The sequence below is a fragment of the Falsirhodobacter deserti genome (assembly GCF_004015795.1).
GTDB lineage: Bacteria > Pseudomonadota > Alphaproteobacteria > Rhodobacterales > Rhodobacteraceae > Falsirhodobacter > Falsirhodobacter deserti.
Genome location: NZ_ML137218.1, coordinates 2,270,651 through 2,292,967 on the forward strand (window position 1 = coordinate 2,270,651; position 22,317 = coordinate 2,292,967).

Consider the following 22,317-nt stretch of genomic DNA (forward strand, 5'->3'; position numbering starts at 1 on the left):
TCCTTATCGGCACGAAGGGCCCGAAGCAGACGTGTGGCGCACCCTGACCCGCCAGCTGCTGGCCTTCCGGCAGGACCGGGTCGTGCCCCTGATGAAAAGCGGACGCGCGGGAGATCCGGTGATCGAACGGCCCGGCCCGCGCAAGATGGTCGCATGCTGGCCCTTTGCTGCGGGCAAGCTGCGCATCGCCTTGGACCTTGGCACCGGCGGCCCCTTCCCCGATGGCGGCGATTACCGGATCGAGCAAGGCACCTTCCGCCTCGCCTGCTTTATAGAGGCCTGATCAGAGCATCGGCATCCCGCCGGTGATGGCCAGTGTCGCGCCAGAGGTATAGCTGGCGCGATCTTCGGCCAGCATGACATAGGCCGAGGCGAGTTCGGCCGGCTGGGCAGGGCGGCCCATCGGGGATTGGCTTCCGAATTCCGTCACCTCATTTTCCGGCAGGGTGGCGGGGATCAGCGGGGTCCAGACGGGGCCGGGGGCGACGCAGTTCACCCGGATGCCCTTCTTGGCCAGCATCTGCGCCAGCCCCACCGTGAAGGTGCGGATCGCGCCCTTCGTTGCAGCATAGGCCAGAAGTTCCGGCGGTGGTGTATCAGCGGTGACCGAGGTGGTGTTGATGATGCAGGCCCCCGCCTTCATGTGCGGCAGGGCTGCCTTGATCAGCCAGAACATCGCGTGGATGTTCACCCGGAAGGTCAGGTCCCATTCGGCATCGCGGATATCCATGATGTCGGAAATGGCGGTCTGATGCGCGGCATTGTTCACGAGGATGTCGATCCAGCCGAACTGGTCCACCACGCGCTGCATCACCTCGCGGCAGGTGGTGGGCGTGCCGATATCCGCGGCGATGGCCAGCGCGCGGCGTCCTTCCGCCTCGATCAGGCGGACGGTGTCCTTGGCTTCTTCGGTTTCGGACAGATAACAGATCGCCACGTCCGCGCCTTCACGGGCATAGGCGATGGCGACGGCGCGGCCGATCCCGCTATCTCCGCCGGTGATCAGCGCAACCTTCCCCTTCAGCCGACCATCGCCGGTATAGGATGCCTCGCCGCAGTCGGGCATGGGATGCATCCGTCGCGCATCGCCCGGCTGGTCTTGGTTCTGCTTGGGGAAAGGGGGGGTCGGATAATCCATCTTGCGCCTCCACTCGCTCAACTCAAGATTGAATGATAACCACAAATGGATGTTTTTCCAGATCACGCATCCGTGACTGCAATATTTTGGAACCAAAGGAGCTTCTGGCTGTTCTGATCGTGAAGCCTGCGGCGAATGCGTCCCCATCGCATGTCATGTTCATGACGTAGGCTTGTCCCCGACACCGCCCGCAGGATCTTTTCCCTCTCCTGCGGGCGGCATGGTTTTCAGGCAGTTGCCTTGTGGTTCGTGTGTATTATCCTTGGACAAAAGGACCAATGATGCACGATACGATCCGCACGCCCGAAGTTCCCGCCCCCGCCAATTTCACCGATGCGCGCGCGGCAGTTGCCCGCCTGCGCGAGCTGTATGACATCGCCACGGGTTATCTGGGCGAATCCTTCAGCGCCTTCGTTGCGGGGGAACGGCCAGCCACGCGGATCCGCGCTTTTTATCCCGAGATACGGCTGACCACGACCAGCTATACCCGTGTCGACAGCCGTCTTGCCTTTGGGTACGTGCCCGAACCGGGAACCTATGTCGCAACGATCACCCGCCCCGACCTGTTCGAGAATTACCTGATCCAGCAGATCGAGCTTTTGATGCAAAGCCATGGGATGCCGGTGCGCATCGGGGCATCCGGCACGCCGATGCCGCTACATTTCGCCTTGTCAGGCAATCCGGCGGTGCTGGTTCCGCAGGAGGGGGCGCTGAACTTCGCGCTGCGGGACGTTTTCGATGTGCCGGACCTGACCACGACCAGCGACGATATCGTGAACGGGGCCCGCGTCATGCCCTCGGGCGAGGCGCCCCTGGCCCCGTTTACCGCGCAGCGGGTGGATTATTCACTTGCCCGACTGGCCCATTACACGGCTACCGATCCGGTGCATTTCCAGAACCACGTCCTGTTTACCAACTATCAGTTCTATGTGGACGAATTCGAAGGATTCGCCCGCACAGTTCTGGCTGATCCCGAAAACGGGTATTCCGCCTTTGTCGCGCCGGGCAACCAGGAAATCACCGCCCCCGACCAGACCATCACGCCGCTGGCGCGCCTGCCGCAGATGCCCGCCTATCACCTGAAACGGGCTGACGGGCAGGGGATCACGCTGGTCAACATCGGTGTCGGACCGTCGAATGCGAAAACGGCAACCGACCATATCGCGGTGCTGCGTCCCCATGCTTGGCTGATGGTCGGCCACTGCGCCGGCCTGCGCAACAGCCAGAACCTTGGTGATTTCGTTCTTGCCCATGCCTATCTGCGCGAGGATCACGTTCTGGATGCCGATCTGCCCGTCTGGGTGCCGATCCCCGCGCTGGCCGAGATCCAGACCTCGTTGGAAGAGGCGGTGGAAGAAGTCACCAAGCTTCAGGGATACGAGCTGAAGCGCATCATGCGCACGGGCACGGTGGCAACCATCGACAACCGCAACTGGGAACTGCGCGACCAGTCGGGCCCTGTTCACCGCCTGTCCCTTTCGCGTGCGATCGCGTTGGACATGGAAAGTGCGACCATCGCCGCCAATGGTTTCCGCTTCCGCGTTCCCTATGGCACGTTGCTTTGCGTTTCCGACAAGCCGCTGCATGGGGAACTGAAGCTGCCCGGTATGGCTTCGGACTTTTACCGCACGCAGGTGTCGCGCCACCTGATGATCGGGATCCGCGCAATGGAGAAGCTGCGCGCCATGCCGATCGAGCGCATTCACAGCAGAAAGCTGCGCAGTTTCGACGAGACCGCCTTCTTGTAACGGCCAAGCGGGCTTTTTCCGCTGCAGGGGTCTTGCCACGCACGGAAAAAACGGGTGTAGCGGCTGAGGTGCCCCGTGCGGGCTTGAAGAACAAACGATCAGGAGACATCAGATGTCCACGAAACCGATGACCAAGACGCAGCTCGTCGCCACGCTGGCCGACGAAATGGGCGGCGACAAGAAGACCGCGACGGCCGCGCTGGACGCGATCGCTGCTATCGTCACGCGCGAAGTCGCTGCGGGCGGCGCGGTCACCCTTCCCGGCATCGGCAAGGTCATCTGCCGCGAGCGTCCGGAGCGTCAGGTCCGCAACCCCGCCACGGGTGAGACGATGACCAAGCCGGCAGACAAGCAGGTCAAGGTTACCATCGCCAAGGCGCTTAAAGACAGCGTCAACGGCTGATCGGTCCGCGGACAATCAGGGGCTGCCTTCGGGCGGCCCCTTTTTCATTGGGGATCGGGATGGACTGGCGCTCGCTTGCAATGGGGATCGGCTTTGCGCTGATGTGGTCATCGGCGTTCACCACAGGGCGGATGATCGTGATGGATGCGCCGCCGTTGCACGCGCTGGCGATGCGCTTTCTGGTGGCGGGGCTGATCGGGGTGGCCATTGCGGCCACAATGGGCCAGACGGCGCGCCTGACACGGGCCCAGTGGCGCGGCACCTTCCTGTTCGGCCTGTTTCAGAACGTCATCTATCTGGGCTGCAACTTCGTGGCGATGCAGTGGCTTCAGGCCAGCCTTGCGTCCATCATCGCTTCGGCCATGCCGCTGGTTGTGGCGCTGGCCGGCTGGCTGATCTTTGGCGAGCGTTTGCGCCCGCTGGGCATCGCCGGACTGGTTGCGGGGGTGACGGGCGTTTCCATCATCATGGGCAGCCGGCTGTCGGGCGGGGCGGACCCGCTGGGGGTTGCTCTTTGCCTGATCGCGGTTTTCGCACTGGCTTTCGCGGCACTGACGGTGAAGGGCGCCTCGGGCAAGGGCAACCTGCTGATGGTGGTGGGGCTGCAGATGCTGGTGGGGGCTGTCATCCTTGGCACCATCGCGTTGGTGGCCGAACCGTGGCACATCAACCCGACCCCGCGCCTGTTCTGGTCCTTCACCTATACCACGCTGGTATCCGGCCTTGTGGCCACATGGGTATGGTTCGGGCTGGTGGGCCGGATCGGGGCGGTGCGCGCCTCCACTTTCCATTTCCTCAACCCGTTCTTCGGCATCCTGATCGCCGCTGCCCTGCTGGGGGAACCCGTGACGCCATGGGATGTCGTGGGGGTGCTGATCGTCGCGGCAGGCATCTTCGCAGTCCAGATCTCCAAAGCGCGGGAGGTTGAGAACAGGGCAGGAACATGATAAAGCTGCGGCATCATGTCCAGCCTGTGCCGCGCCTGCCTGACACTGTTCGAAACCGGCACGCGCTGCCCCGCCTGCCGCAGCCCCCGCGTGCTTTCGCATCCAGAACTGCCGGGCCTGTCCATCGCGCACATGGATTGCGATGCCTTCTATGCCAGCGTTGAAAAGCGCGACAATCCGGACCTGCGCGACAAGCCTGTGATCGTCGGGGGCGGGCAGCGGGGGGTGGTGGCCACCTGCTGCTATATCGCGCGCATTTCGGGGGTGCGATCGGCGATGCCAATGTTCCAGGCGCTGCGCCTGTGCCCCGAAGCGGTGGTCGTGCCACCGCGCTTTGACGTCTACAAGCAGGTCAGCCTTGCGATCCGTGCAATGATGGCCGACCTGACGCCAGCGATCGAACCCTTGTCGCTGGACGAGGCATTTCTGGACCTGACAGGCACCGCCCGCCTTCATGGCGCGCCACCCGCCCTTCTGATGGCGCGTCTGGTCCGGCGGATGGAGGAGGAGCTGGGCATCTCCGGCTCGGTCGGGCTGTCGCATAACAAGTTCCTGGCCAAGATCGCATCGGACCTGGACAAGCCGCGCGGCTTTTCCGTGATCGGGCAGGCGGAAACGGCAGACTTCCTGTCGCGCCAGCCCGTCCGCATCATCTGGGGCGTCGGCACCGCCACGCAGACCGCGCTGGAAGGGGCAGGCATTCGCACCATCGCCGATCTGCTGCGGTGGGACCGGCGCGATCTTTCGGCCCGCTTCGGACAGATGGGGGACCGCCTGTGGCGGCTGGCACGGGGGGAGGATGCCCGAAAGGTCGCACCGGATCGGGCGGTGAAGTCGATCTCCAAGGAAACGACGTTCGACAAGGATATCGCCGATGCGGGGATCGTGGATGGGCACCTGTGGCGATTGTCGGTGCAGGTAGCGGATCGTGCGAAGGCGAAGGACTTGGCTGGCCGCACGGTGGTGCTGAAGCTGAAACGCGCCGATTTCAGCACGATCACCCGCCGCTATGCCTTGCCGGGTGCGACCCAGTCGGCCGACCGCATCTATGCCGAGGGGCACCGCCTGCTTTCCGCCTGCGCCCCGACGGGCGCGTTGCGCCTGATCGGTATCGGCATTGCCGATCTGCGGCCGGGTGATCAGGCCGATCTGGCCGGCGATCTGCTGGATCCCGACGCCGCCCGCCGCCGCAAGGCCGAGGCGGCGACAGATGCCATCCGTGCCCGCTTCGGCAGCGATGCGATCATCAAAGGGCGTGCGCTTCGCTGATCATTCGGCAGCCAGCGACAGGCTTTCCTCGCGCCCGATGTCGCAAAGGCGGGCGATCACCTCCTCCATCAGCCGCAGGAAGTCCGGAAAATCGGCACGTTTCTCGATCCGGGCTTCGTCCATGTAAAGGCTGCGGTCGATTTCCACCTGCACCGCGCTGCGCCCTTGCAAGGGCCGGCCATGGACCTGCGTTATATATGCCCCCGCGAAGGGCGCGTTCCGGCTGGTCCGCAGGCCTGCATCGCGGAAGGCGCCCTCGATCCGGTCCATCACGGCGCGGTCGCAGGCGGTTCCGAAGCGATCGCCCAGCACCACGTCGCAGCGCTGGCTGCGCGAGGGGATCGCCTCTCGGGGCATCGAATGGCAATCGATCAGCAAGACGCGTCCGAACTTGCGGTGCGTCCGGTCCAGAAGGCCGCGCAGGGCCCCGTGCCAGGGATGCCAGTGGCAGGCGATGCGCGCCTCTGCCTCGGCCCGCGGCAGCTTGCCGGTATAGATCGGGTGGCCCTGCGCCACGACGCGAGGAATCACCCCCAGCCCCGAGGCGACTCGGGGGTTGTGCGGCGCCCGCGCCAGCCCCTCGATCACGGCGGGGTCCAGTTCATCCGCAGCGCGATTGAGGTCGATGAAGGCCCGCGGGGCGCAGGCGGCCAGAAGCGGCGCGCCGTGGCGCGGGGCGGCGGCGAACACCTCGTCAATAAAGGCATCTTCGGACGACCGGATGGCCTTTGCATCAAGCCTGCTTGACGCAAGAAAGGCCGCACCATAATCGCACCCGCTGTGCGGAGAGGAGAAAACCGTGGCCGTATCCGGCACGTCCGGCAGATGCAGGCGGTAGACATCGGTCATGCGGCGCTCCTTCAGGGTTTGAATATAGGGCGCGATGCATAGATGCCGAAACCCCTTGAACACGGCCGCGACTCTCTTTATAGACGCGCCACACCGAGGCTGAAACGCCAAGGCAGAGTGGGCGGTTAGCTCAGCGGTAGAGCACTACGTTGACATCGTAGTGGCCACTGGTTCGATCCCAGTACCGCCCACCATTTCTATCGCCGCCCCCGTGACGGGGGCATGTTTGTTTTCAAGGCGCACGCGCGCCGCGAATGGGAGAAGAGAGATGAAGGTTGCGAACTCGCTCCGCTCGCTCAAGCTGCGCCACCGCGACTGCCAGGTCGTGCGCCGCAAGGGCCGCGTCTATGTGATCAACAAGACGCAGAAGCGTTTCAAGGCTCGTCAGGGCTAAGATCCGCGAAACGGATTCGCGAAAGGCCGCCGGGGCATGCCCGTGCGGCCTTTCTTGCTTGAAGGCTTCCGGCAGAGGTTTTGTTTGAAGTTCGACACCCAAGCCCCGATCTGGCGCATGATGCGTGTGGTGCTGCCGCTGGTGATTCTGGCGGCCTTGTGGGTGTTTGCCGATGGGGCGCAGATCGTGCACCAGTTGCGCCGTGCCGATTTGGGGTGGCTGATTGCCGCGGGCCTGGTGGTGAACCTTCAAACGGTGCTGTGCGGATGGCGCTGGAAGATGACAGCAAATCGATTGGGGCAGGCGCTGCCCCTGACGGTGGCAATCCGTGAATACTATCTTGCACAATTCGTGAACCAGACGATGCCGGGCGGCGTGGCGGGCGATGTGGCGCGTGCCGTGCGCGTGAAGGGCGACAGCATGGCCCGGTCCGGCGCCGCCGTTGCGATCGAACGGATCAGCGGGCAGGTCGGAATGCTTGTCATCATGATCGTTGCGCTGGCGATTGCACTTCTTACCGGTGCGGTTCCTTCAGGGACCGGGGGAATGCCCCTTGGCATCGGAATTGGCATCGCGGTGGCCTTGCCGATCGCATACCGGCTGATCCCCCAGCGGATGCGCGAGGCGATCCGGCGCGGCATCCTCGACATCTGGGCGCGGCAAAGCGTGCTGGGCCTTGCGATATCGGCCTGCAACATCCTTGCCTTTTCCTGCTGTGCCGAAGCGATCGGCGCACCTCTTGAACCGCTTGCCGCCGCTGCGCTGGTGCCCGTTGTTCTTTCTGCGATGCTGATTCCCGCCTCGGTCGCCGGCTGGGGGTTTCGCGAAGGCGCGGCGGTGCTGTTTCTTCCCGCCGCCGGTCTGGGGGCGCAGGCGGCGGTGGCCACCAGCGTTGCCTATGGCGCGGTGCTGCTGGTATCGGCCATTCCCGGTGCGTTTTTCCTGCGCCGCCCGCGCAAGCTGGCCGGCTCCGGATCAGGGGCATAACCTTCAGGCCCGGCCACTGCGACACCCCGTCACAGGGAAGAAGCGGCATCCGCACCCCACATTTCCGTGAACCCTTTCGCGCAACCGGAGCGTAGCACGTGGATATCATTGCCCTTCTTTCTGACCCGACTGTGTGGGTTGCCCTGGTCACGCTGATCGTGATGGAGGTGGTGCTGGGCATCGACAACCTTCTGTTCATTTCCATCCTGACGAACAAGCTGCCAGAGGAGCATCGCGAAAGGGCCCGCCGCATCGGCATCGGCCTTGCGCTGATCATGCGCCTCGGGCTGCTGGCCACCATCTCGTGGATCGTGCAACTGACCGAGCCCGTGTTCACCGTGCTGGGCAACGAAATCTCGTGGAAGGACATGATCCTGATCGCGGGCGGATTGTTCCTTGTCTGGAAGGCGACAAAGGAGATCCACCACGCCATGGACCCTGTTGATCACGGGGAAACGATGGTCGGCGCGGCTGGCATGAGCTTCGGGTCCGCGATCGTGCAGATCCTGGTGCTGGACCTCGTGTTCTCCATCGACAGCATCATCACGGCCGTAGGCATGACGCCGCATGTTCCGGTCATGGTCATCGCCGTTCTGGTGGCCGTGACGGTGATGCTGCTGGCTGCCACCCCGCTGGCCCGTTTCATCGAGCATAACCCCACGATCGTCATGCTGGCGCTGTCCTTCCTGATGCTGATCGGAACGACGCTGATTGCCGAAGGCCTCGGGTTCTATGTGCCCAAGGGGTATATCTATGCCGCGATGGCATTCTCGGCGCTGGTGGAGGCGCTGAACATGGTTGCGCGCAACCGGCGCAGGCGGAAGGCCTGACGCTGGACCTGCGGGCGGCCTTTGGCTATGGCTGAAGGCCAGCGAAGAAAGGGCAACCTGTTCCCGTGTCCGAAACCGAAGACCCCGCCGCGTCCCGCCGTGATCTGCTGTTTGCCGCCACCGCCTGTGCGGGATGCGTGGCAACCGGCGCCGCGGTGATCCCCCTGATCGACCAGATGAACCCCGCCGCCGACACGCGCGCGCTCGCCTCGGTTCTTGTTGATGTGTCAGGCGTGGAGGCGGGGCAGCAGATCACGGTTCAGTGGCAGGGCAAGCCCGTCTTCATCCGCCGCCGTACCGCCGAGGAGATCGCCACCGCCCGCGCCGTGGAGGTTGCCGATCTGCCCGATCCGCTGGCCGAGAATGCGAATCTGGAAGGCGCAGCGCCGGCCACGGATGAAAACCGCAGCCTTGATCCGGCAGGCGAATGGCTGGTGATGATGGGCGTGTGCACGCACCTGGGGTGCGTGCCCTTGGGAAACGAGGCTGGCGATTTCGGCGGGTGGTTCTGCCCGTGTCACGGATCGCATTATGACACGGCCGGGCGCATCCGCCGCGGCCCCGCGACCGAGAACCTGCACATTCCCGTCGCGGCCTTCATCGACGGCACCACCATCCGGCTGGGGACGGCGGCATGAGCCGCCTGCCCCGCCCGCCCTATGCCCCCGGAACGGCCCTTGGCCGCTGGATGCAGGATCGCCTTCCCTTGCCCGCGCTGGTTCATGCCACGCTGACCCTCCCCATACCGCGCAACCTGAACTGGATGTGGATCTGGGGAATGGTGCTGTTGTTCTGCCTTGTGATGCAGATCGTGACAGGCGTGGTGCTGGCGATGCATTACACGCCCCATGTCGACCATGCCTTCGACAGCGTCGAACGGATCATGCGCGATGTGAATGGCGGGCATTTCCTGCGTTACCTGCACGCCAATGGTGCCTCGTTGTTCTTTGTGGCGATCTATTTCCACATTGCGCGCGGCATCTATTACGGCAGCCACAAAAGCCCGAGAGAGCTGACCTGGATCATCGGCATGATGCTGTATCTGCTGCTGATGGCCGTGGCCTTTATGGGGTATGTCCTGCCTTGGGGCCAGATGAGCTTTTGGGGCGCCACGGTCATCACCGGCCTGTTCGGCGCGATTCCTTGGGTGGGCGAAAGCCTTCAGGCCTGGGTTCTTGGCGGGCCTGCGGTGGGCAACCCCACGCTGGTGCGCTTTTTCGTGCTGCACTGGCTGCTGCCCTTCGTGGCAGTGGCGCTGGTGCTTCTGCATATCTGGTCCTTCCACACGACGGGGAACAACAATCCGACCGGCGTTGATCCGCGGCTGGACGAGGAGGGGATGCGCCGCGACATGCTGCCCTTCTGGCCCTATTTCGTTCTGAAGGACCTTCTGGCGCTGGCGGTGGTGCTGACAGCTTTCTTCGCACTGACCGCCTTTGCGCCGAATGCGCTTGGCCATCCGGAAAACTATGTGCCGGCCAATCCGCTGGTCACCCCGGCCCATATTGTCCCGGAATGGTACTTCACCCCCTTCTACGCCATTCTTCGTGCCTTCACGTCCGATCTGTGGCTGGTGCAGGTGGCCGAGGTCGCGACCTTCGGGCTGGTGGATGCCAGGCTGTTCGGGGCGCTGGCGCTGTTTGGTTCTCTTGCCGTGCTGCTGGCGCTGCCATGGCTGGACCATTCCCCGGTGCGTTCAGGGCGCTACCGGCCCGCCTTCCGGGTGGCGTTCGCAGTGCTGGTGCTGGATTTCGCCCTGCTGACATGGTGCGGCAGCCAGATGCCCACGGCCAGGGTGGCAACCCTGTCGTTGTTGGGCACCGCCTATTGGTTCGGCTTTTTCCTGATTGTGCTGCCGCTGCTGTCGCGGCGCGAACGCACGCGCCCCCTGCCCCCGACGATTGAGGCTGCGTCATGATCCGCGCTACGCTTTTGTCGCTGTGCCTTGCCTCGCCAGCGGCGGCGTTCAGCTTCGACGGGCCGCTGGGCACCTATGATGCGGCGCAGCTTCAGCGCGGATTGCAGGTGTTCACCGAAAGCTGCGCGGCCTGCCACGGGCTGCGGCAGGTGGCGATCCGGACGCTCGGCGACGCGGATGGCCCGGCCTTGCCGCCCGAGCAGGTTCGCGCCTATGCGGACATGCTTGGGCTGGCGGCGCCCGACCGCTTTCCCGCCTCTGCCCTTCCCGAAGCCCCTGATCTGAGCCTGATTGCCAAGGCGCATGCAAAGGGGCCGGAACATGTGCGGGCCCTTCTGACCGGATATGACGGGACCGAGGTGGAGGAGGCAGGTACCCTGCTTTATGGCAACGCCGAAACCGGCCCCATCGCTATGCCGCCGCCGCTGGTGGACGGGCTTGTTTCCTACCGCGATGGAACGGAAGCAAGCGTGGCGCAGATGTCCGAAGATGTTGCCGCGTTCCTGATGTGGGCGGCGGAACCGAAGATGGTGGCGCGCAAACGCACGGGCTTTGTGTCCGTGGGTTTGCTGATCGTGCTGGCAGGGCTGTTGTGGCTGACCACGCGCGAGGTTTGGCGACGTCAGCCCAGATAGGCGCGCAAGGCGGGCGGCGGATTGTCCAGCAGGCGGGCCGTCGGGGCCGGGGGATGTGCCATTCCGTCCGAAACCACGACCGTCTGGCCTGCAAGCCGCCGCGCGTCGGCGGGATCATGCGTCACCATCAGCACGATCCGCTCCCCTGCCAGTTTGGTCACCAGATCCAGCATGTCTGCCTTCATTGCCGGGCCAAGGGCCGCGAAGGGTTCGTCCAGTGCGAGAACCGGCCTGTCCTGCAACAGTGCGCGGGCCAGCGCCACGCGCCCCTGCTGCCCCCCCGAAAGCTGGGCGGGGCGGCGCGCCTCCATTCCCTGCAACCCGACCTGCGCGAGTGCCTGCGCCACGCGGCTGCGCTGCCTCGCATCAGGCCGCAGGCGGGGGGACAGGCCAAGGCCCACGTTCTGCCCGACCGTCAGGTGCGGAAACAGGTTCTGGTCCTGAAACAGCATCGCGACCGGCCTGCGGTCGGGAGGCAGGCGGCTTATGTCCTGCCCCTCCCACGTGATCCGGCCCGCGGAAAGGGGCACGAAGCCTGCCAGCGCCATCAGCAGCGTGGATTTTCCCGCGCCCGAGGGGCCAAGGATTGCCACCCTCTCCCCCTTTCCGATCTGCCAGTCGGCGATCAGGCGGAAATCGTCCATGCGGATCAAGGTAGCATCAAAGGTCAGAGCCACGGCGGCCTCCCCAGTCGAACAGAAGAAACAGGCCGAAGGACAGCAGAACCAGCAGCAGGGCCGCCGCCGCTGCCTGCTCCATCCGGTAGGCGCCCATCAGCTGCTGGACCAGAAGTGGCAACGTGGGCCCGTCGGGTGCCGCGAACAAGGCGATGACCCCCAGATCACCCATAGACAGCGCGGCCGTGACGCCCGCCGCAAAGCCAAGCGGGCGGCGCAAGCGCGGCAGGACCAGCCAGCGCAGCCGCGACATCCCCCGCAGCCCCAGCGTGTCGGCCAAGGGGCCGTAATCCGCGCGCAAGGCCCCCATGGCGGGCGCAAGGATGCGATAGGCGAAGGGAAGTGCCAGAACCGCGTTCACCAGAAGCGTGACCGGAAGGGCCACCCGCTCGGGCGCGATAAAGGGCCAGATCGCGATGAAAAGGCCCGTACCCATGACGAGGGAGGAGGCGGCCAAGGGCAAAGTGGCCATCAGCCCCATGCCGCGCCCCCCGCCCGCCAGTGCCAAAGCCGCGGCCACCGTCAAGGCGGTGGATCCCAGCGCAACCAGAACCGACCGGCCCGCCGCCGCCCATACGGCCTGCGGCAGATCCATCATCCCCGGAAGCCCCCGCGCCGCGATCATCGCAAGGGGCGAGGCGATGAACAGCGTGGCCAGCATCAGAACCAGCGCATCGGCTATCCGCCGCCAGCCGGGGGGCGCGAAGGCCACCACCCGGTCAAGGCCCTTTCCGAATCCCGGCGGCACGCTCAGCCGCATGGCCAGCAGCACGGCGGCAGCGCAGATCAGGCATTGCAATGCGGCAAGGCTGGCGGTCCGCCCCAGATCGAACTGGAAGCGTAGCGCCTGATAGATCGCAAGCTCCACCGTGGTCGCGCGGGGGCCGCCGCCAAGCGTCAGCGCCACGGCAAAGCTGGTCAGGCAGATGGCGAAGATGACAACGGCCGTTCCGGGCAGGACCTCGCGCAGCATCGGGCGTTCCAGGTGGCGGGCAATGTCGCGCGGCCCGAACCCAAGGGAGAGCGCAAGGCGGAAGCGTTCGGACGGAATCGCCTGCCAGCCCTGAAGGATCAGCCGAACCGCAAGCGGCATGTTCAGGAACACATGCGCCAGCACCACGCCATGCAGGCCATAGATCTGCACGTTGGGCAGCCCCGCCACCCCCAGGGCCCCGTTCAGCAGGCCCGACCGTCCAAAGACGGCCAGCAGCCCCAGAACCGCCACGATCACCGGCAGAAGGAAGGGAGCCCCCAGAAGCGCGATCAACGCCCCGCGTCCGCGAAACCGCCGCCGCGCCAGCGCACGCGCCACCGGCACCGCCAGCAGGACCGACAGGCCCGCCGACACCGCCGCCTGCGTCACCGTAAAGCGAAGGGCGGGCCAGTCCGCGCCCCATCCCCCCTCGGCCCGCCACGCAACAAGCGCCAGCGGCCCAAGGGTCAGGAGCGTGACGATCAGCGCGACAACGCGGCCTGCCATTCGTCAATCGCGGCGTCACGCAGATCCTCCACCTGATCGGGTGGCAGGAACAGGGTCTTTTCAGGGCGGGGCAATCCGGCGAAAGCCTCGGGCAGGTCCACCTCGCGTGCGGGATACATCCAGTTCGTTGTCGCGATCACCTTCTGTGCCTCGTCCGACAGAAGGAAACGCAGGAAATCGTCGGCCAGATCGGGCTGGTCGCTGCCGGCCAGCTTTGCCGCCACCTCCACCTGCAGGTAATGCCCTTCGGTGAAGATCGGCGCGACCTTGCTGGAATTCCCCTCGGCCAGAATGTGATAGGCGGGGGAGGAGGTGTAGGACAGCACCGCATCCGCCTCGCCTTCGGTGAAAAGGCCGTAGGCTTCGGACCAGCCGGGGGTGACGGTCAGGATATTATCGGCAAGCCGTTCCCACATGGCCCCCGCCTGATCGCCATAAGCAGCCTTCATCCACATAACGAGGCCAAGGCCGGGGGTGGAGGAACGTGGATCCTGAATCACCACCCGCAGGTCCGAATCGGCCAGTTCAGCCATGCTGGCGGGGATGGGCATGTTGCGGTTCATCACAAAGCCGAACCAGCCCCAGTCGAAAGGCAGGAAGGTAGAATCTGTCCATTCCACGGGAAGATCGGTGGCGGGCATTCCTTCCAGTGTCGTGAACAAGCCGGACTCGCGGGCGGCCCCCATCAGGTTGGTATCAAGGCCGATGATGACATCGACCTCGCTGCGCGGCCCTTCCAGCCGCAGGCGCGACAGCATTGCCGCGGCATCGCCCGGCGCAACGAAGCGCAGATCGCAGCCGCAGGTCGCTTCGAACGAACGTTCAAGTTCGGGGCCGGGACCCCATTCGGTGACGAAGCTGTCATAGGTCATCGCCGTCAGCACAGGGCGATCCTGGGCAGCGGCCATGGCGGGCAGGAACAGAAAAGCGGACAGAAGGCGCATCATTCCTCCGTTCTGGCGAAGAGGTCCTGCGCTTGCACCTTTCCTCCGCCGGTATGAGCCGGTTCAGGTTCGACGGGTTCGCATCGCATCTCAGCCCGAAGGCACCCCGAGGTTGCGACTGATCTAGGCCCGCCCTGCCGCGCTGTCCAGCGTGAAACGGGTTTTCCAAGGCGCGGCTTTCCCCTATGCCTGCCGTGGATAGGAGACCCGCCATGAGCTTCAACACCTTCGGCCATCTGTTCCGCGTCACGACATGGGGCGAAAGCCACGGACCCGCGCTGGGCGCGACCGTGGACGGGTGCCCCCCCGGCGTTGCGATCGAGGCGGAGGCGATCCAGCATTGGATGGACCGCCGCAAGCCGGGCACCAGCCGTTTCACGACGCAGCGGCGAGAGGCGGACGAGGTGAAGATCCTTTCGGGTGTCTTCGAAGGGCGGTCGACCGGAACGCCGATCCAGCTGATGATCGAAAACACCGATCAGCGGTCCAAGGATTATGGCGATATCGCCACCAGCTTCCGCCCGGGTCATGCCGATGTGGCCTATCACATGAAATACGGGCTGCGCGATTATCGCGGTGGCGGCCGGTCTTCCGCGCGGGAAACGGCGGCGCGGGTGGCTGCGGGCGGGGTGGCGCGTGCGGCGCTGTCGGCACTGGTGCCGGATCTGCGGATCACGGGCATGATGGTGCAGATGGGCCCCCATTCCATCGACCGCGCCCGTTTCGACATGGCAGAGGTGGAAAACAACCCCTTCTGGTGCCCCGATCCCGCCGCCGCAAACCAGTGGGCGGAGTATCTGGACGATCTGCGCAAGGCGCATGATTCCGTTGGTGCCGTTATCGAGCTTGTCGCCTCGGGTGTGCCGGCGGGGCTTGGGGCCCCGCTTTACGGCAAGCTGGATACCGATCTGGCCGCCGCGATGATGTCGATCAATGCCGTGAAAGGGGTGGAGATTGGGGAAGGCATGGCCGCCGCCGCCCTGACAGGCCAGCAAAATGCCGACGAGATGCGGATGGGGCCGGATGGTCCGCACTTCCTGTCAAACCATGCAGGCGGCATTCTCGGTGGCATCTCCACGGGACAGGACGTGGTCGTGCGCTTTGCCGTGAAGCCAACGAGTTCGATCCTGACGCCGCGCCGCACCGTGAACGAGGCGGGCGAGGAGATCGAGCTGATCACCAAGGGCCGGCACGATCCCTGCGTTGGTATCCGGGCCGTTCCCGTGGCCGAGGCGATGATGGCCTGCGTCCTGCTGGATCACCTGCTGCTGGACCGGGGGCAGACGGGCGGCGTGCGCGGCCGCATCGGATAGGAAATCCCAGCGAATTCGGGCCTGGCGCTGAACGCCCTTGTTCTCAGGCGTTTCGTGCGGGCCGGTGGAACATTCGCGATGATGTGACGTTGTTGTGTCAGACAGACCAAGGAGCAGACTCATGGCTGACTTTCGCAACGATCGGGACCTTGACCGGACCCAACCGAAGACCGTCCAGGCTGAACGCTCGGGAAGTTCGATCTTCCTGATCGTGGCAGCTGTTATCGCGCTTCTGGCGATCCTGTGGTTCGCCTTCTCGGGCGGGGATGACGCTGCAACCACCACCGCCCCTACGGCGATGGAGGAAACGACCGCGACCGATCCCACCACCACCACGCCCGCCGTCCCCGAAACGACCATCGCGCCTGAAACGGGTGCAGGTACGGCAACCGGCACCGCGCCATAATGTTTCTGCAGGATTAAGAAGGGCGGCCCTTGGGCCGCCTTTTTTATGCGTGACGCATTTCTTCCAGAACCGCCCGCGCGGCCGCCTGCGGATCTGCCGCCGCGTGGATCGGGCGGCCCATCACGATGTGATCCACCCCGTCGCGTACGGCTTGGGCAGGTGTGGCGGTTCGCTTCTGATCACCCGAAGCCGCACCTGCGGGCCGCACCCCCGGCGTCACGATCAGCTTGCCGGCAGCTTGGGGCAGCGCCCGGATCAGGGCGGCTTCCTGCGGGCTGGCGATGACGCCATCCGCTCCCGCCTCCAGTGCGCGGGCCGCGCGTTCCACGGTGATCTCGACAATGTCGCCGGGGCGGATCAGGTTGGCATCCAGATCGGCACGGTCCAGCGAGGTGAGGATCGTCACGGCAAGGATCTTCGTGTCACTGCCGGATTTTCCCTGCGCTGCGGCGCGCACCACCTGCGGGTCGCCGTGAACCGTCAGAAAGTCCAGCCCATGCTGGGCGATGCCGCGAACCGCCGCCTCGACCGTGGCGCCGATGTCGAACAACTTCATGTCCAGAAAGACGCGCTTGCCGCGTTCATGCTTCAATTCGTTCGCAAGGGCAAAGCCGCCACCGGTCAGCATCCCAAGGCCGATCTTGTAGAAGGACACCGCATCGCCCAGCTTGTCGGCCAGTGTCAGCCCCTGAACCAGGTTGGGTACGTCAAGCGCTACGATAAGGCGGTCGTCGGACATGGGGAAACCTCCGGGGGCTGTGGATCGCGCTGGGGATGGGGCGATCCGGCCCGCCTGTCAACGCGGAAAGCGTTGACACCAGCGCCTGCGCGGTGATCCTTGCCGCAAAAGGGCAGGCACATGCAGATCACGATCACACATGACAGGCCGGAAGGCCCACGTTCGGGACCTGTCACGGTGGGCTGGTTCCTGACATCGGACAAAGGCGCGATCCTGTTTGACCCGCCAGAGCGGCTGATCCAGCGCCCGCCCAACCGGGGTCATGCCAAAAGCGCCGCTCGCTGCCCCGCTGTCGTGCAGATGGAAAGCCGGTACTTCGTGGTGAGGTGCCCCTACGATCTGCATCTGGGATTTGCCCGCGAGGACAAGGGCAAGGCTGTTCTTGTGAACCGGATGGGAACTGCCAGCCCCGTACGCTCCTCCAAGCTGGCGGAGATGGTGACGATGGTGAACGAAAGCGAATGGCGCTTTCCGGATCGTCCGACAGTTCAGCTTTCGCTGCCTTATTGCTTCATCGCGGATGAAACCGTTTATGTCACGCAGGTCGGGACATTCGCGCATTACCGCCCCGATCCGCTGCCGGGGACGATCTTCGGCGGGCGTTTTCCCATCGACCTTTGGCCGCGCCCGCTGATGTGGGCGTTCGAATGGCATGACCTATCAACGGACATCGTCCTTCGGCGGGGAGAGCCGCTGTTCTATGTCCAGTTCGAAGCGGACGGCCCCGACAGGCCGGTGCAGCTTGTCGAGGCCGAGCGGACCGCAGAACTGTCCGCCTATCTGGAGAAGATTTCCGGCGTGGTGAACTACGTCAACCAGACGTTTTCGCTGTTCAAGGCGGCAGAAGCGGCACGCCCGCCGAAGCTGGTCGTGCCGAAAGGCCGTTAAGCGGCCCGTTCCATGCCGTTCCCTTCGACGCGGGCGGCATAAAGGGCTTTGGCGCTGTCCAGCAGGCGCTGGCGAAGGTTCTCGCCGATGCTGGGCTCGGCGGTGCGGATGCGAACTTCGAACGGGACGGGTCGGCCCTCCTCCTTGATCAGAAGGGTCACCATCGCCTCAACCATCCCGAAATCGCGGGCATAGCGGGCATGATCAATCTGTGCAGAAAGTACGCGCATGGCTGTGGTCCTTCATCGTGCTGACCTGTCAACCCCGAATGTTCTTCATTGTTCCGACCCTGACATAAAAGTCGCATCACGACGCAGTGACGCTTGAAAGGGCGATGGAGGTTGCTCATCTGTCCCCTTGAGACCCGTGGGGTGTGCCGCAAGGGCGGGCACCGGGCGCGGGGGCTTGGTAAAAGGAGAATGGCCGATGAATTTGGAAAAGTTCACGGAGCGGTCGCGCGGCTTCTTGCAGGCGGCGCAAACCATTGCAACGCGGGAAAGCCACCAGCGGCTGGCACCCGAGCATCTGCTGAAAGCATTGATGGATGACGATCAGGGGCTTGCCTCGAACCTGATCGCGCGCGCGGGCGGTGACGCCAAGCGGGTGGTGGAGGCTGTCGATCTGGCCGTGGGCAAGCTGCCGAAGGTTTCAGGCGATGCGCAGCCCTTCATGGATCCGGCGCTGGTCCGGGTGCTGGACGAGGCGGAGCAGGTCGCCAAGAAGGCCGGTGACAGCTTCGTTCCGGTGGAGCGTGTGCTGACAGCGCTGGTGCTTGTCGCCTCCAAGGCGAAGGACGCGCTGGTGGCGGGCGGGGTTTCGGCGCAAACGCTGAATGCCGCGATCAACGATATCCGCAAGGGCCGGACAGCCGACAGCGCCAGCGCCGAAGACAGCTTTGATGCGCTGAAGAAATACGCGCGCGATCTGACCGAAGCGGCAGAGCAGGGCCGGATCGACCCGATCATCGGCCGCGACGACGAGATCCGCCGCACGATGCAGGTCCTGTCGCGGCGCACCAAGAACAATCCGGTCCTGATCGGGGAACCGGGCGTGGGCAAAACCGCGATCGCCGAGGGTTTGGCCTTGCGTATCGTGGATGGCGACGTGCCGGAATCGCTGCGCAACAAGCGTCTGATGGCGCTGGACATGGGGTCACTGATTGCCGGCGCGAAATATCGCGGTGAGTTCGAGGAGCGTTTGAAGGCCATCCTGAAGGAGATCGAGGCCGCCGCCGGTGAGATCATCCTGTTCATCGACGAGATGCACACCCTTGTCGGTGCGGGCAAGGCCGATGGCGCGATGGATGCCGCCAACCTGATCAAGCCCGCCCTTGCGCGGGGGGAGCTGCATTGCGTCGGCGCGACCACGCTGGATGAATACCGCAAGTACGTGGAAAAGGACGCCGCCCTTGCCCGCCGCTTCCAGCCCGTGATGGTGGAGGAGCCGACGGTGGAGGATACGATCTCCATCCTGCGTGGCATCAAAGAGAAGTATGAGTTGCACCACGGTGTGCGGATCTCGGACTCGGCACTTGTCGCGGCATCGACCCTGTCGCACCGTTACATCACCGACCGCTTCCTGCCGGACAAGGCGATCGACCTCGTGGACGAAGCCGCGTCCCGGCTGCGGATGGAGGTGGATTCCAAGCCCGAGGAGCTGGACGCGCTGGACCGGCAGATCCTGCAGATGCAGATCGAGCAGGAGGCGCTGAAGAAGGAAGACGATGCAGCCTCTCAGGACCGGCTGGAACGGCTTGAAAAGGATCTGGGCGATCTGCGCGACCGCGCGGCAACCATGACCGCCAAGTGGCAGGCCGAACGGGACAAGCTGCAAGCCTCGCGCAATACGCAGGAACAGCTGGACCGTGCGCGGGCCGAACTGGACGTTGCCAAGCGCGAGGGCAACTTCGCCAAGGCGGGGGAGCTGCAATACGGCACCATTCCCGCGCTGGAAAAGCAGCTGGCCGAAGCGGATGCGTCCGATGGCCTGATGGTGGAGGAAGCCGTCCGCCCCGAACAGATCGCCGAGGTGGTGGAACGCTGGACCGGCATCCCCACATCCAAGATGCTGGAAGGGGAGCGTGAGAAGCTGTTGAAGATGGAGGACGAGCTTGGCCGCCGCGTCATCGGGCAGAAGCAGGCTGTGACGGCGGTGGCGAATGCCGTGCGCCGCGCGCGGGCGGGGCTGAACGATGAAAACCGTCCGCTGGGCAGCTTCCTGTTCCTTGGCCCGACGGGCGTGGGCAAGACCGAGCTGACAAAGGCCGTTGCCGAATACCTGTTCGACGACGATCAGGCGATGGTCCGCATCGACATGAGCGAGTTCATGGAGAAGCACGCCGTCGCCCGGCTGATCGGGGCGCCTCCCGGCTATGTCGGGTATGACGAAGGCGGGGTGCTGACCGAGGCTGTGCGGCGCCGTCCCTATCAGGTGGTGCTGTTCGACGAGGTGGAGAAAGCGCATCCGGACGTGTTCAACGTTCTGCTTCAAGTTCTGGACGATGGCGTGCTGACCGATGGTCAGGGCCGGCGGGTGGATTTCAAGCAGACGCTGATCGTTCTGACCTCCAACCTCGGTGCGCATGCGCTGAGCGTTCTGCCGGACGGGGGCGACTCATCGGCGGCACGTGCGGCCGTGATGGAAGCGGTGCGCGGGCATTTCCGCCCTGAATTCCTGAACCGTCTGGACGAGACGATTATCTTCGATCGTCTGGGGCGCGCCGACATGTCGGGTATCGTCGATATCCAGCTGCGGCGGCTTGAAGCGCGCCTTGCGCAGCGCAAGATCGCGCTGGATCTGGATGCAGCGGCGAAGGACTGGCTTGCCGAGGAAGGGTATGATCCCGTCTTCGGTGCCCGCCCGCTGAAGCGCGTGATCCAGCGGCACATTCAGGACCCGCTGGCCGAGATGATCCTGTCGGGCGATGTGGGGGATGGCCAGACCATCCACATCAGCGCCGGCGCGGAGGGCCTCATCATCGGCGACCGTGTCTCCGCCTCGCGGCGGGACCGGCCGCAGGACGCAGTGGTGCATTAAGAATGGGGGCGCGGGTTGATCCCGCGCCCTACGCATTCGTGACGTGAATTTTCTTGGTGTTGCGCAGTTTCCTGCCAACATCAGCGGAAAGGGAGGACGCCCATGTTCCGCAATGATCTGAATTGGTCCGATGTGACGCCGAAGGCAAAGTGGTTGAACCGCAGGCAGATCATGGCTGCAGGGGCGGCCACGATGATTGCGCCGCGCGCTTTAGCGGCCAGTTATTCCACCACCGAAAAGCCCAACACCTTCGAAGAGATCACGAACTACAACAACTTCTATGAATTCGGGCTGGATAAATCCGATCCGGCCCGCAATGCCGGTCAACTGACGATCGATCCTTGGTCCATCCAGATCGACGGGCTGGTCGAACGCCCCGGCAATTACGATCTGGCCGACGTGATGGCGATGGGCCCGATCGAGGAGCGGATCTATCGCTTCCGCTGCGTCGAGGCATGGTCGATGGTGATTCCCTGGAACGGCTTCCAGCTGTCACATCTGCTGGACCGTGTGGGGGTGCAGCCTTCTGCCCGCTATGTTTCATTCGAAACGCTGTTTCGGCCGGAGGAGATGCCGGGACAGCGGCAGGGCTTTCTTGACTGGCCCTATCGTGAAGGCTTGCGGCTGGACGAGGCGATGCACCCGCTGACCCTCATGGCGACCGGCCTTTACGGAGAGCCGATGCCGAAGCAGAACGGTGCGCCGATCCGTTTGGTGGTTCCGTGGAAATACGGCTTCAAATCGATTAAAAGCATAGTGAAGATCACGCTGACGGCCGATCAGCCCGTGAACACGTGGAAGCGGACGAACCACCGTGAATACGGCTTTTACGCCAATGTGAATCCGAACGTCAGCCATCCTCGCTGGTCGCAGGCGACCGAGCGGCGGATTGGCGGCGGGCTGTTCAACAGCCGGGAGGATACGGTGATGTTCAACGGATACGGCGATCAGGTGGCCAGCCTTTATTCGGGGCAGGATCTGGCGAAGGACTATTAAGTGCAAAGGATCAACACCGCGCTGCGGCGGCTGCCGACCGGGGTCATCTATCTTCTAGGCCTCGTGCCACTGGGATGGCTGGTGTTGCGTGGTGTGCTGGGGGATCTGGGCGTCGATCCGGTGCGAACGGTCGAACATGACCTTGGCCTGCGTGCGTTGCAATGGATCGTGTTGGGGCTGGCCATCAGTCCGCTGCGCTGGCTGACAGGCATCAACCTTGTCCGGTTTCGCCGCGGGATAGGATTGGTTGCCTTCTTCTATGCAGCCCTGCATCTGACGGCGTGGCTTCTTCTGGACGTGCAGCTGAACTGGCCGCAGATATGGGACGATATCCTGCGCCGTCCGTACATCACCGCGGGAATGGGCGCGCTGATCCTGATGTTGCCTTTGGCACTCACCTCCAACAACCGGTCCATCAGGTGGCTCGGCAGGCGTTGGCAGAAGCTGCACAGGCTTGTTTATGTGGCGGCTGTGGCGGGGGCCCTGCATTTCCTTCTGGTAGGAAAAGTCTGGGTCGGCGAGGCGTTGATCTACTTGTCTCTGGTGGCGATTCTGCTGGCACTGCGGGTGACGCATCACCGACTTCAGTGGCCCTGAGATACAACATAGTGTGTCCGGGGGTGTGAGGCACAAGATATAGTGTTCTTAGAAGTTTTTCATGGCTGTCGCACGATTTTTGCATTTTTCCTCTTGCGGGTTTTGAGTTGTCTCCGTAAATAC

The 22,317-nt window shown here is 64.3% G+C and carries 24 protein-coding genes, 1 tRNA gene and 1 riboswitch; of the genes, 18 read left to right on the forward strand and 7 right to left on the reverse strand.

All coding sequences use genetic code 11. The features are described 5' to 3' along the window. The first annotated feature begins 31 nt into the window (after positions 1-31). Entirely contained in the window at positions 32-283 is a 252-nt protein-coding gene (locus JX25_RS11420; protein WP_128255099.1) for a DUF3459 domain-containing protein, read from the forward strand. On the opposite strand, the gene JX25_RS11425 is transcribed toward JX25_RS11420, so the two are convergent. Beyond that, positions 284-1,138 carry an SDR family oxidoreductase gene (locus JX25_RS11425; RefSeq protein WP_128255100.1) on the reverse strand — a complete coding sequence of 285 codons (855 nt, stop codon included), beginning with the start codon at positions 1,136-1,138 and terminating at the stop codon, positions 284-286. A gap of 281 nt (positions 1,139-1,419) precedes the next feature. Between JX25_RS11425 and JX25_RS11430 the strand changes: the two genes are divergently transcribed. From JX25_RS11430 to JX25_RS11445, 4 genes are all read left to right on the forward strand, one after another. Beyond that, positions 1,420-2,886: an AMP nucleosidase gene (locus JX25_RS11430; RefSeq protein WP_128255101.1), complete on the forward strand. Its 1,467-nt coding sequence runs from the start codon at positions 1,420-1,422 to the stop codon at positions 2,884-2,886. 112 nt (positions 2,887-2,998) lie between these two features. Continuing rightward, a complete protein-coding gene (locus JX25_RS11435; RefSeq protein WP_241557919.1) occupies positions 2,999-3,289 on the forward strand; it encodes an HU family DNA-binding protein in 291 nt (96 codons plus the stop codon). A gap of 59 nt (positions 3,290-3,348) precedes the next feature. Further along, positions 3,349-4,236, forward strand: coding sequence for a DMT family transporter (locus tag JX25_RS11440; RefSeq protein ID WP_128255102.1), 888 nt, complete (start codon positions 3,349-3,351; stop codon positions 4,234-4,236). Between the two features lie 15 nt (positions 4,237-4,251). After that, on the forward strand, positions 4,252-5,505 hold the full coding sequence (locus tag JX25_RS11445; RefSeq protein ID WP_128255103.1) for a DNA polymerase IV: 1,254 nt from the start codon (positions 4,252-4,254) through the stop codon (positions 5,503-5,505). Here the strand turns inward: JX25_RS11445 and JX25_RS11450 are convergent, their stop codons facing one another. Beyond that, positions 5,506-6,354, reverse strand: a complete 849-nt coding sequence (locus tag JX25_RS11450) for an N-formylglutamate amidohydrolase (protein WP_128255104.1) — start codon at positions 6,352-6,354, stop codon at positions 5,506-5,508. A 119-nt stretch (positions 6,355-6,473) separates the two neighbouring features. On the opposite strand from JX25_RS11450, the gene JX25_RS11455 reads away from it, so the two are divergent. From JX25_RS11455 to JX25_RS11485, 7 genes are all read left to right on the forward strand, one after another. Beyond that, positions 6,474-6,548: transfer RNA gene (locus tag JX25_RS11455), tRNA-Val, on the forward strand. A 74-nt stretch (positions 6,549-6,622) separates the two neighbouring features. Further along, entirely contained in the window at positions 6,623-6,748 is a 126-nt protein-coding gene (ykgO, locus tag JX25_RS11460) for a type B 50S ribosomal protein L36 (protein WP_045388515.1), read from the forward strand. A gap of 84 nt (positions 6,749-6,832) precedes the next feature. After that, positions 6,833-7,735, forward strand: coding sequence for a lysylphosphatidylglycerol synthase transmembrane domain-containing protein (locus JX25_RS11465; RefSeq protein ID WP_164876118.1), 903 nt, complete (start codon positions 6,833-6,835; stop codon positions 7,733-7,735). Between the two features lie 98 nt (positions 7,736-7,833). Then, positions 7,834-8,565, forward strand: coding sequence for a TerC family protein (locus tag JX25_RS11470; protein WP_241557920.1), 732 nt, complete (start codon positions 7,834-7,836; stop codon positions 8,563-8,565). A gap of 65 nt (positions 8,566-8,630) precedes the next feature. After that, on the forward strand, positions 8,631-9,203 hold the full coding sequence (petA, locus tag JX25_RS11475) for a ubiquinol-cytochrome c reductase iron-sulfur subunit (RefSeq protein WP_128255106.1): 573 nt from the start codon (positions 8,631-8,633) through the stop codon (positions 9,201-9,203). Continuing rightward, positions 9,200-10,483: a cytochrome b gene (locus JX25_RS11480; protein WP_128255107.1), complete on the forward strand. Its 1,284-nt coding sequence runs from the start codon at positions 9,200-9,202 to the stop codon at positions 10,481-10,483. Before petA ends, JX25_RS11480 begins: the two co-directional genes overlap by 4 nt. Then, positions 10,480-11,118 (forward strand): cytochrome c1, encoded by a 639-nt coding sequence (locus tag JX25_RS11485; protein ID WP_128255108.1) that lies wholly within the window; start codon positions 10,480-10,482, stop codon positions 11,116-11,118. The genes JX25_RS11480 and JX25_RS11485 overlap by 4 nt, the downstream gene beginning before the upstream one ends. Here JX25_RS11485 and JX25_RS11490 read toward each other — a convergent pair. The 3 genes from JX25_RS11490 to thiB are packed head-to-tail and all read right to left on the reverse strand — an operon-like array spanning position 11,106 to position 14,222. Further along, the gene (locus JX25_RS11490; protein ID WP_128255268.1) at positions 11,106-11,762 is read right to left on the reverse strand and encodes a thiamine ABC transporter ATP-binding protein; all 657 of its coding nucleotides are present in this window, start codon (positions 11,760-11,762) and stop codon (positions 11,106-11,108) included. The two genes, JX25_RS11485 and JX25_RS11490, sit on opposite strands and share 13 nt — an antisense overlap. 16 nt (positions 11,763-11,778) lie before the next feature. Continuing rightward, on the reverse strand, positions 11,779-13,275 hold the full coding sequence (locus tag JX25_RS11495; RefSeq protein WP_128255109.1) for an ABC transporter permease family protein: 1,497 nt from the start codon (positions 13,273-13,275) through the stop codon (positions 11,779-11,781). Beyond that, a complete protein-coding gene (gene thiB, locus JX25_RS11500) occupies positions 13,251-14,222 on the reverse strand; it encodes a thiamine ABC transporter substrate binding subunit (protein WP_164876119.1) in 972 nt (323 codons plus the stop codon). Before thiB ends, JX25_RS11495 begins: the two co-directional genes overlap by 25 nt. Positions 14,223-14,242: 20 nt before the next feature. Next, a riboswitch (TPP riboswitch) is annotated at positions 14,243-14,338 on the reverse strand. 93 nt (positions 14,339-14,431) lie between these two features. Between thiB and aroC the strand changes: the two genes are divergently transcribed. Both aroC and JX25_RS11510 read left to right on the forward strand, forming a co-directional pair. Beyond that, the gene (aroC, locus tag JX25_RS11505; RefSeq protein ID WP_128255111.1) at positions 14,432-15,532 is read left to right on the forward strand and encodes a chorismate synthase; all 1,101 of its coding nucleotides are present in this window, start codon (positions 14,432-14,434) and stop codon (positions 15,530-15,532) included. A gap of 121 nt (positions 15,533-15,653) precedes the next feature. Then, positions 15,654-15,938: a hypothetical protein gene (locus JX25_RS11510; RefSeq protein WP_128255112.1), complete on the forward strand. Its 285-nt coding sequence runs from the start codon at positions 15,654-15,656 to the stop codon at positions 15,936-15,938. Between the two features lie 43 nt (positions 15,939-15,981). Here the strand turns inward: JX25_RS11510 and pyrF are convergent, their stop codons facing one another. Further along, a complete protein-coding gene (gene pyrF, locus JX25_RS11515) occupies positions 15,982-16,677 on the reverse strand; it encodes an orotidine-5'-phosphate decarboxylase (RefSeq protein ID WP_128255113.1) in 696 nt (231 codons plus the stop codon). A gap of 120 nt (positions 16,678-16,797) precedes the next feature. Between pyrF and JX25_RS11520 the strand changes: the two genes are divergently transcribed. Next, positions 16,798-17,565, forward strand: a complete 768-nt coding sequence (locus tag JX25_RS11520) for a hypothetical protein (RefSeq protein ID WP_128255114.1) — start codon at positions 16,798-16,800, stop codon at positions 17,563-17,565. Here JX25_RS11520 and JX25_RS11525 read toward each other — a convergent pair. Continuing rightward, positions 17,562-17,795 carry a hypothetical protein gene (locus tag JX25_RS11525; protein WP_128255115.1) on the reverse strand — a complete coding sequence of 78 codons (234 nt, stop codon included), beginning with the start codon at positions 17,793-17,795 and terminating at the stop codon, positions 17,562-17,564. The two genes, JX25_RS11520 and JX25_RS11525, sit on opposite strands and share 4 nt — an antisense overlap. Before the next feature lie 196 nt (positions 17,796-17,991). Between JX25_RS11525 and clpB the strand changes: the two genes are divergently transcribed. The 3 genes from clpB (at position 17,992) to msrQ (ending at position 22,194) form a co-directional block, all read left to right on the forward strand. After that, entirely contained in the window at positions 17,992-20,601 is a 2,610-nt protein-coding gene (gene clpB / locus JX25_RS11530; protein WP_128255116.1) for an ATP-dependent chaperone ClpB, read from the forward strand. A 102-nt stretch (positions 20,602-20,703) separates the two neighbouring features. Next, entirely contained in the window at positions 20,704-21,597 is an 894-nt protein-coding gene (gene msrP, locus JX25_RS11535; protein ID WP_128255117.1) for a protein-methionine-sulfoxide reductase catalytic subunit MsrP, read from the forward strand. After that, positions 21,598-22,194, forward strand: a complete 597-nt coding sequence (msrQ, locus tag JX25_RS11540; RefSeq protein ID WP_128255118.1) for a protein-methionine-sulfoxide reductase heme-binding subunit MsrQ — start codon at positions 21,598-21,600, stop codon at positions 22,192-22,194. Positions 22,195-22,317 lie beyond the last annotated feature (123 nt).

Bases quoted from the DNA above. Each gene is read 5' to 3' on its own strand.
- JX25_RS11425 (WP_128255100.1), bottom strand. From the start codon at position 1,138: ATGGATTATCCGACCCCCCCTTTCCCCAAGCAGAACCAAGACCAGCCG.
- JX25_RS11430 (WP_128255101.1), top strand. From the start codon at position 1,420: ATGCACGATACGATCCGCACGCCCGAAGTTCCCGCCCCCGCCAATTTC.
- JX25_RS11435 (WP_241557919.1), top strand. From the start codon at position 2,999: ATGTCCACGAAACCGATGACCAAGACGCAGCTCGTCGCCACGCTGGCC.
- JX25_RS11440 (WP_128255102.1), top strand. From the start codon at position 3,349: ATGGACTGGCGCTCGCTTGCAATGGGGATCGGCTTTGCGCTGATGTGG.
- JX25_RS11445 (WP_128255103.1), top strand. From the start codon at position 4,252: ATGTCCAGCCTGTGCCGCGCCTGCCTGACACTGTTCGAAACCGGCACG.
- JX25_RS11450 (WP_128255104.1), bottom strand. From the start codon at position 6,354: ATGACCGATGTCTACCGCCTGCATCTGCCGGACGTGCCGGATACGGCC.
- ykgO (WP_045388515.1), top strand. From the start codon at position 6,623: ATGAAGGTTGCGAACTCGCTCCGCTCGCTCAAGCTGCGCCACCGCGAC.
- JX25_RS11480 (WP_128255107.1), top strand. From the start codon at position 9,200: ATGAGCCGCCTGCCCCGCCCGCCCTATGCCCCCGGAACGGCCCTTGGC.
- JX25_RS11485 (WP_128255108.1), top strand. From the start codon at position 10,480: ATGATCCGCGCTACGCTTTTGTCGCTGTGCCTTGCCTCGCCAGCGGCG.
- JX25_RS11490 (WP_128255268.1), bottom strand. From the start codon at position 11,762: ATGGACGATTTCCGCCTGATCGCCGACTGGCAGATCGGAAAGGGGGAG.
- JX25_RS11495 (WP_128255109.1), bottom strand. From the start codon at position 13,275: ATGGCAGGCCGCGTTGTCGCGCTGATCGTCACGCTCCTGACCCTTGGG.
- thiB (WP_164876119.1), bottom strand. From the start codon at position 14,222: ATGATGCGCCTTCTGTCCGCTTTTCTGTTCCTGCCCGCCATGGCCGCT.
- aroC (WP_128255111.1), top strand. From the start codon at position 14,432: ATGAGCTTCAACACCTTCGGCCATCTGTTCCGCGTCACGACATGGGGC.
- JX25_RS11510 (WP_128255112.1), top strand. From the start codon at position 15,654: ATGGCTGACTTTCGCAACGATCGGGACCTTGACCGGACCCAACCGAAG.
- pyrF (WP_128255113.1), bottom strand. From the start codon at position 16,677: ATGTCCGACGACCGCCTTATCGTAGCGCTTGACGTACCCAACCTGGTT.
- JX25_RS11520 (WP_128255114.1), top strand. From the start codon at position 16,798: ATGCAGATCACGATCACACATGACAGGCCGGAAGGCCCACGTTCGGGA.
- JX25_RS11525 (WP_128255115.1), bottom strand. From the start codon at position 17,795: ATGCGCGTACTTTCTGCACAGATTGATCATGCCCGCTATGCCCGCGAT.
- clpB (WP_128255116.1), top strand. From the start codon at position 17,992: ATGAATTTGGAAAAGTTCACGGAGCGGTCGCGCGGCTTCTTGCAGGCG.
- msrP (WP_128255117.1), top strand. From the start codon at position 20,704: ATGTTCCGCAATGATCTGAATTGGTCCGATGTGACGCCGAAGGCAAAG.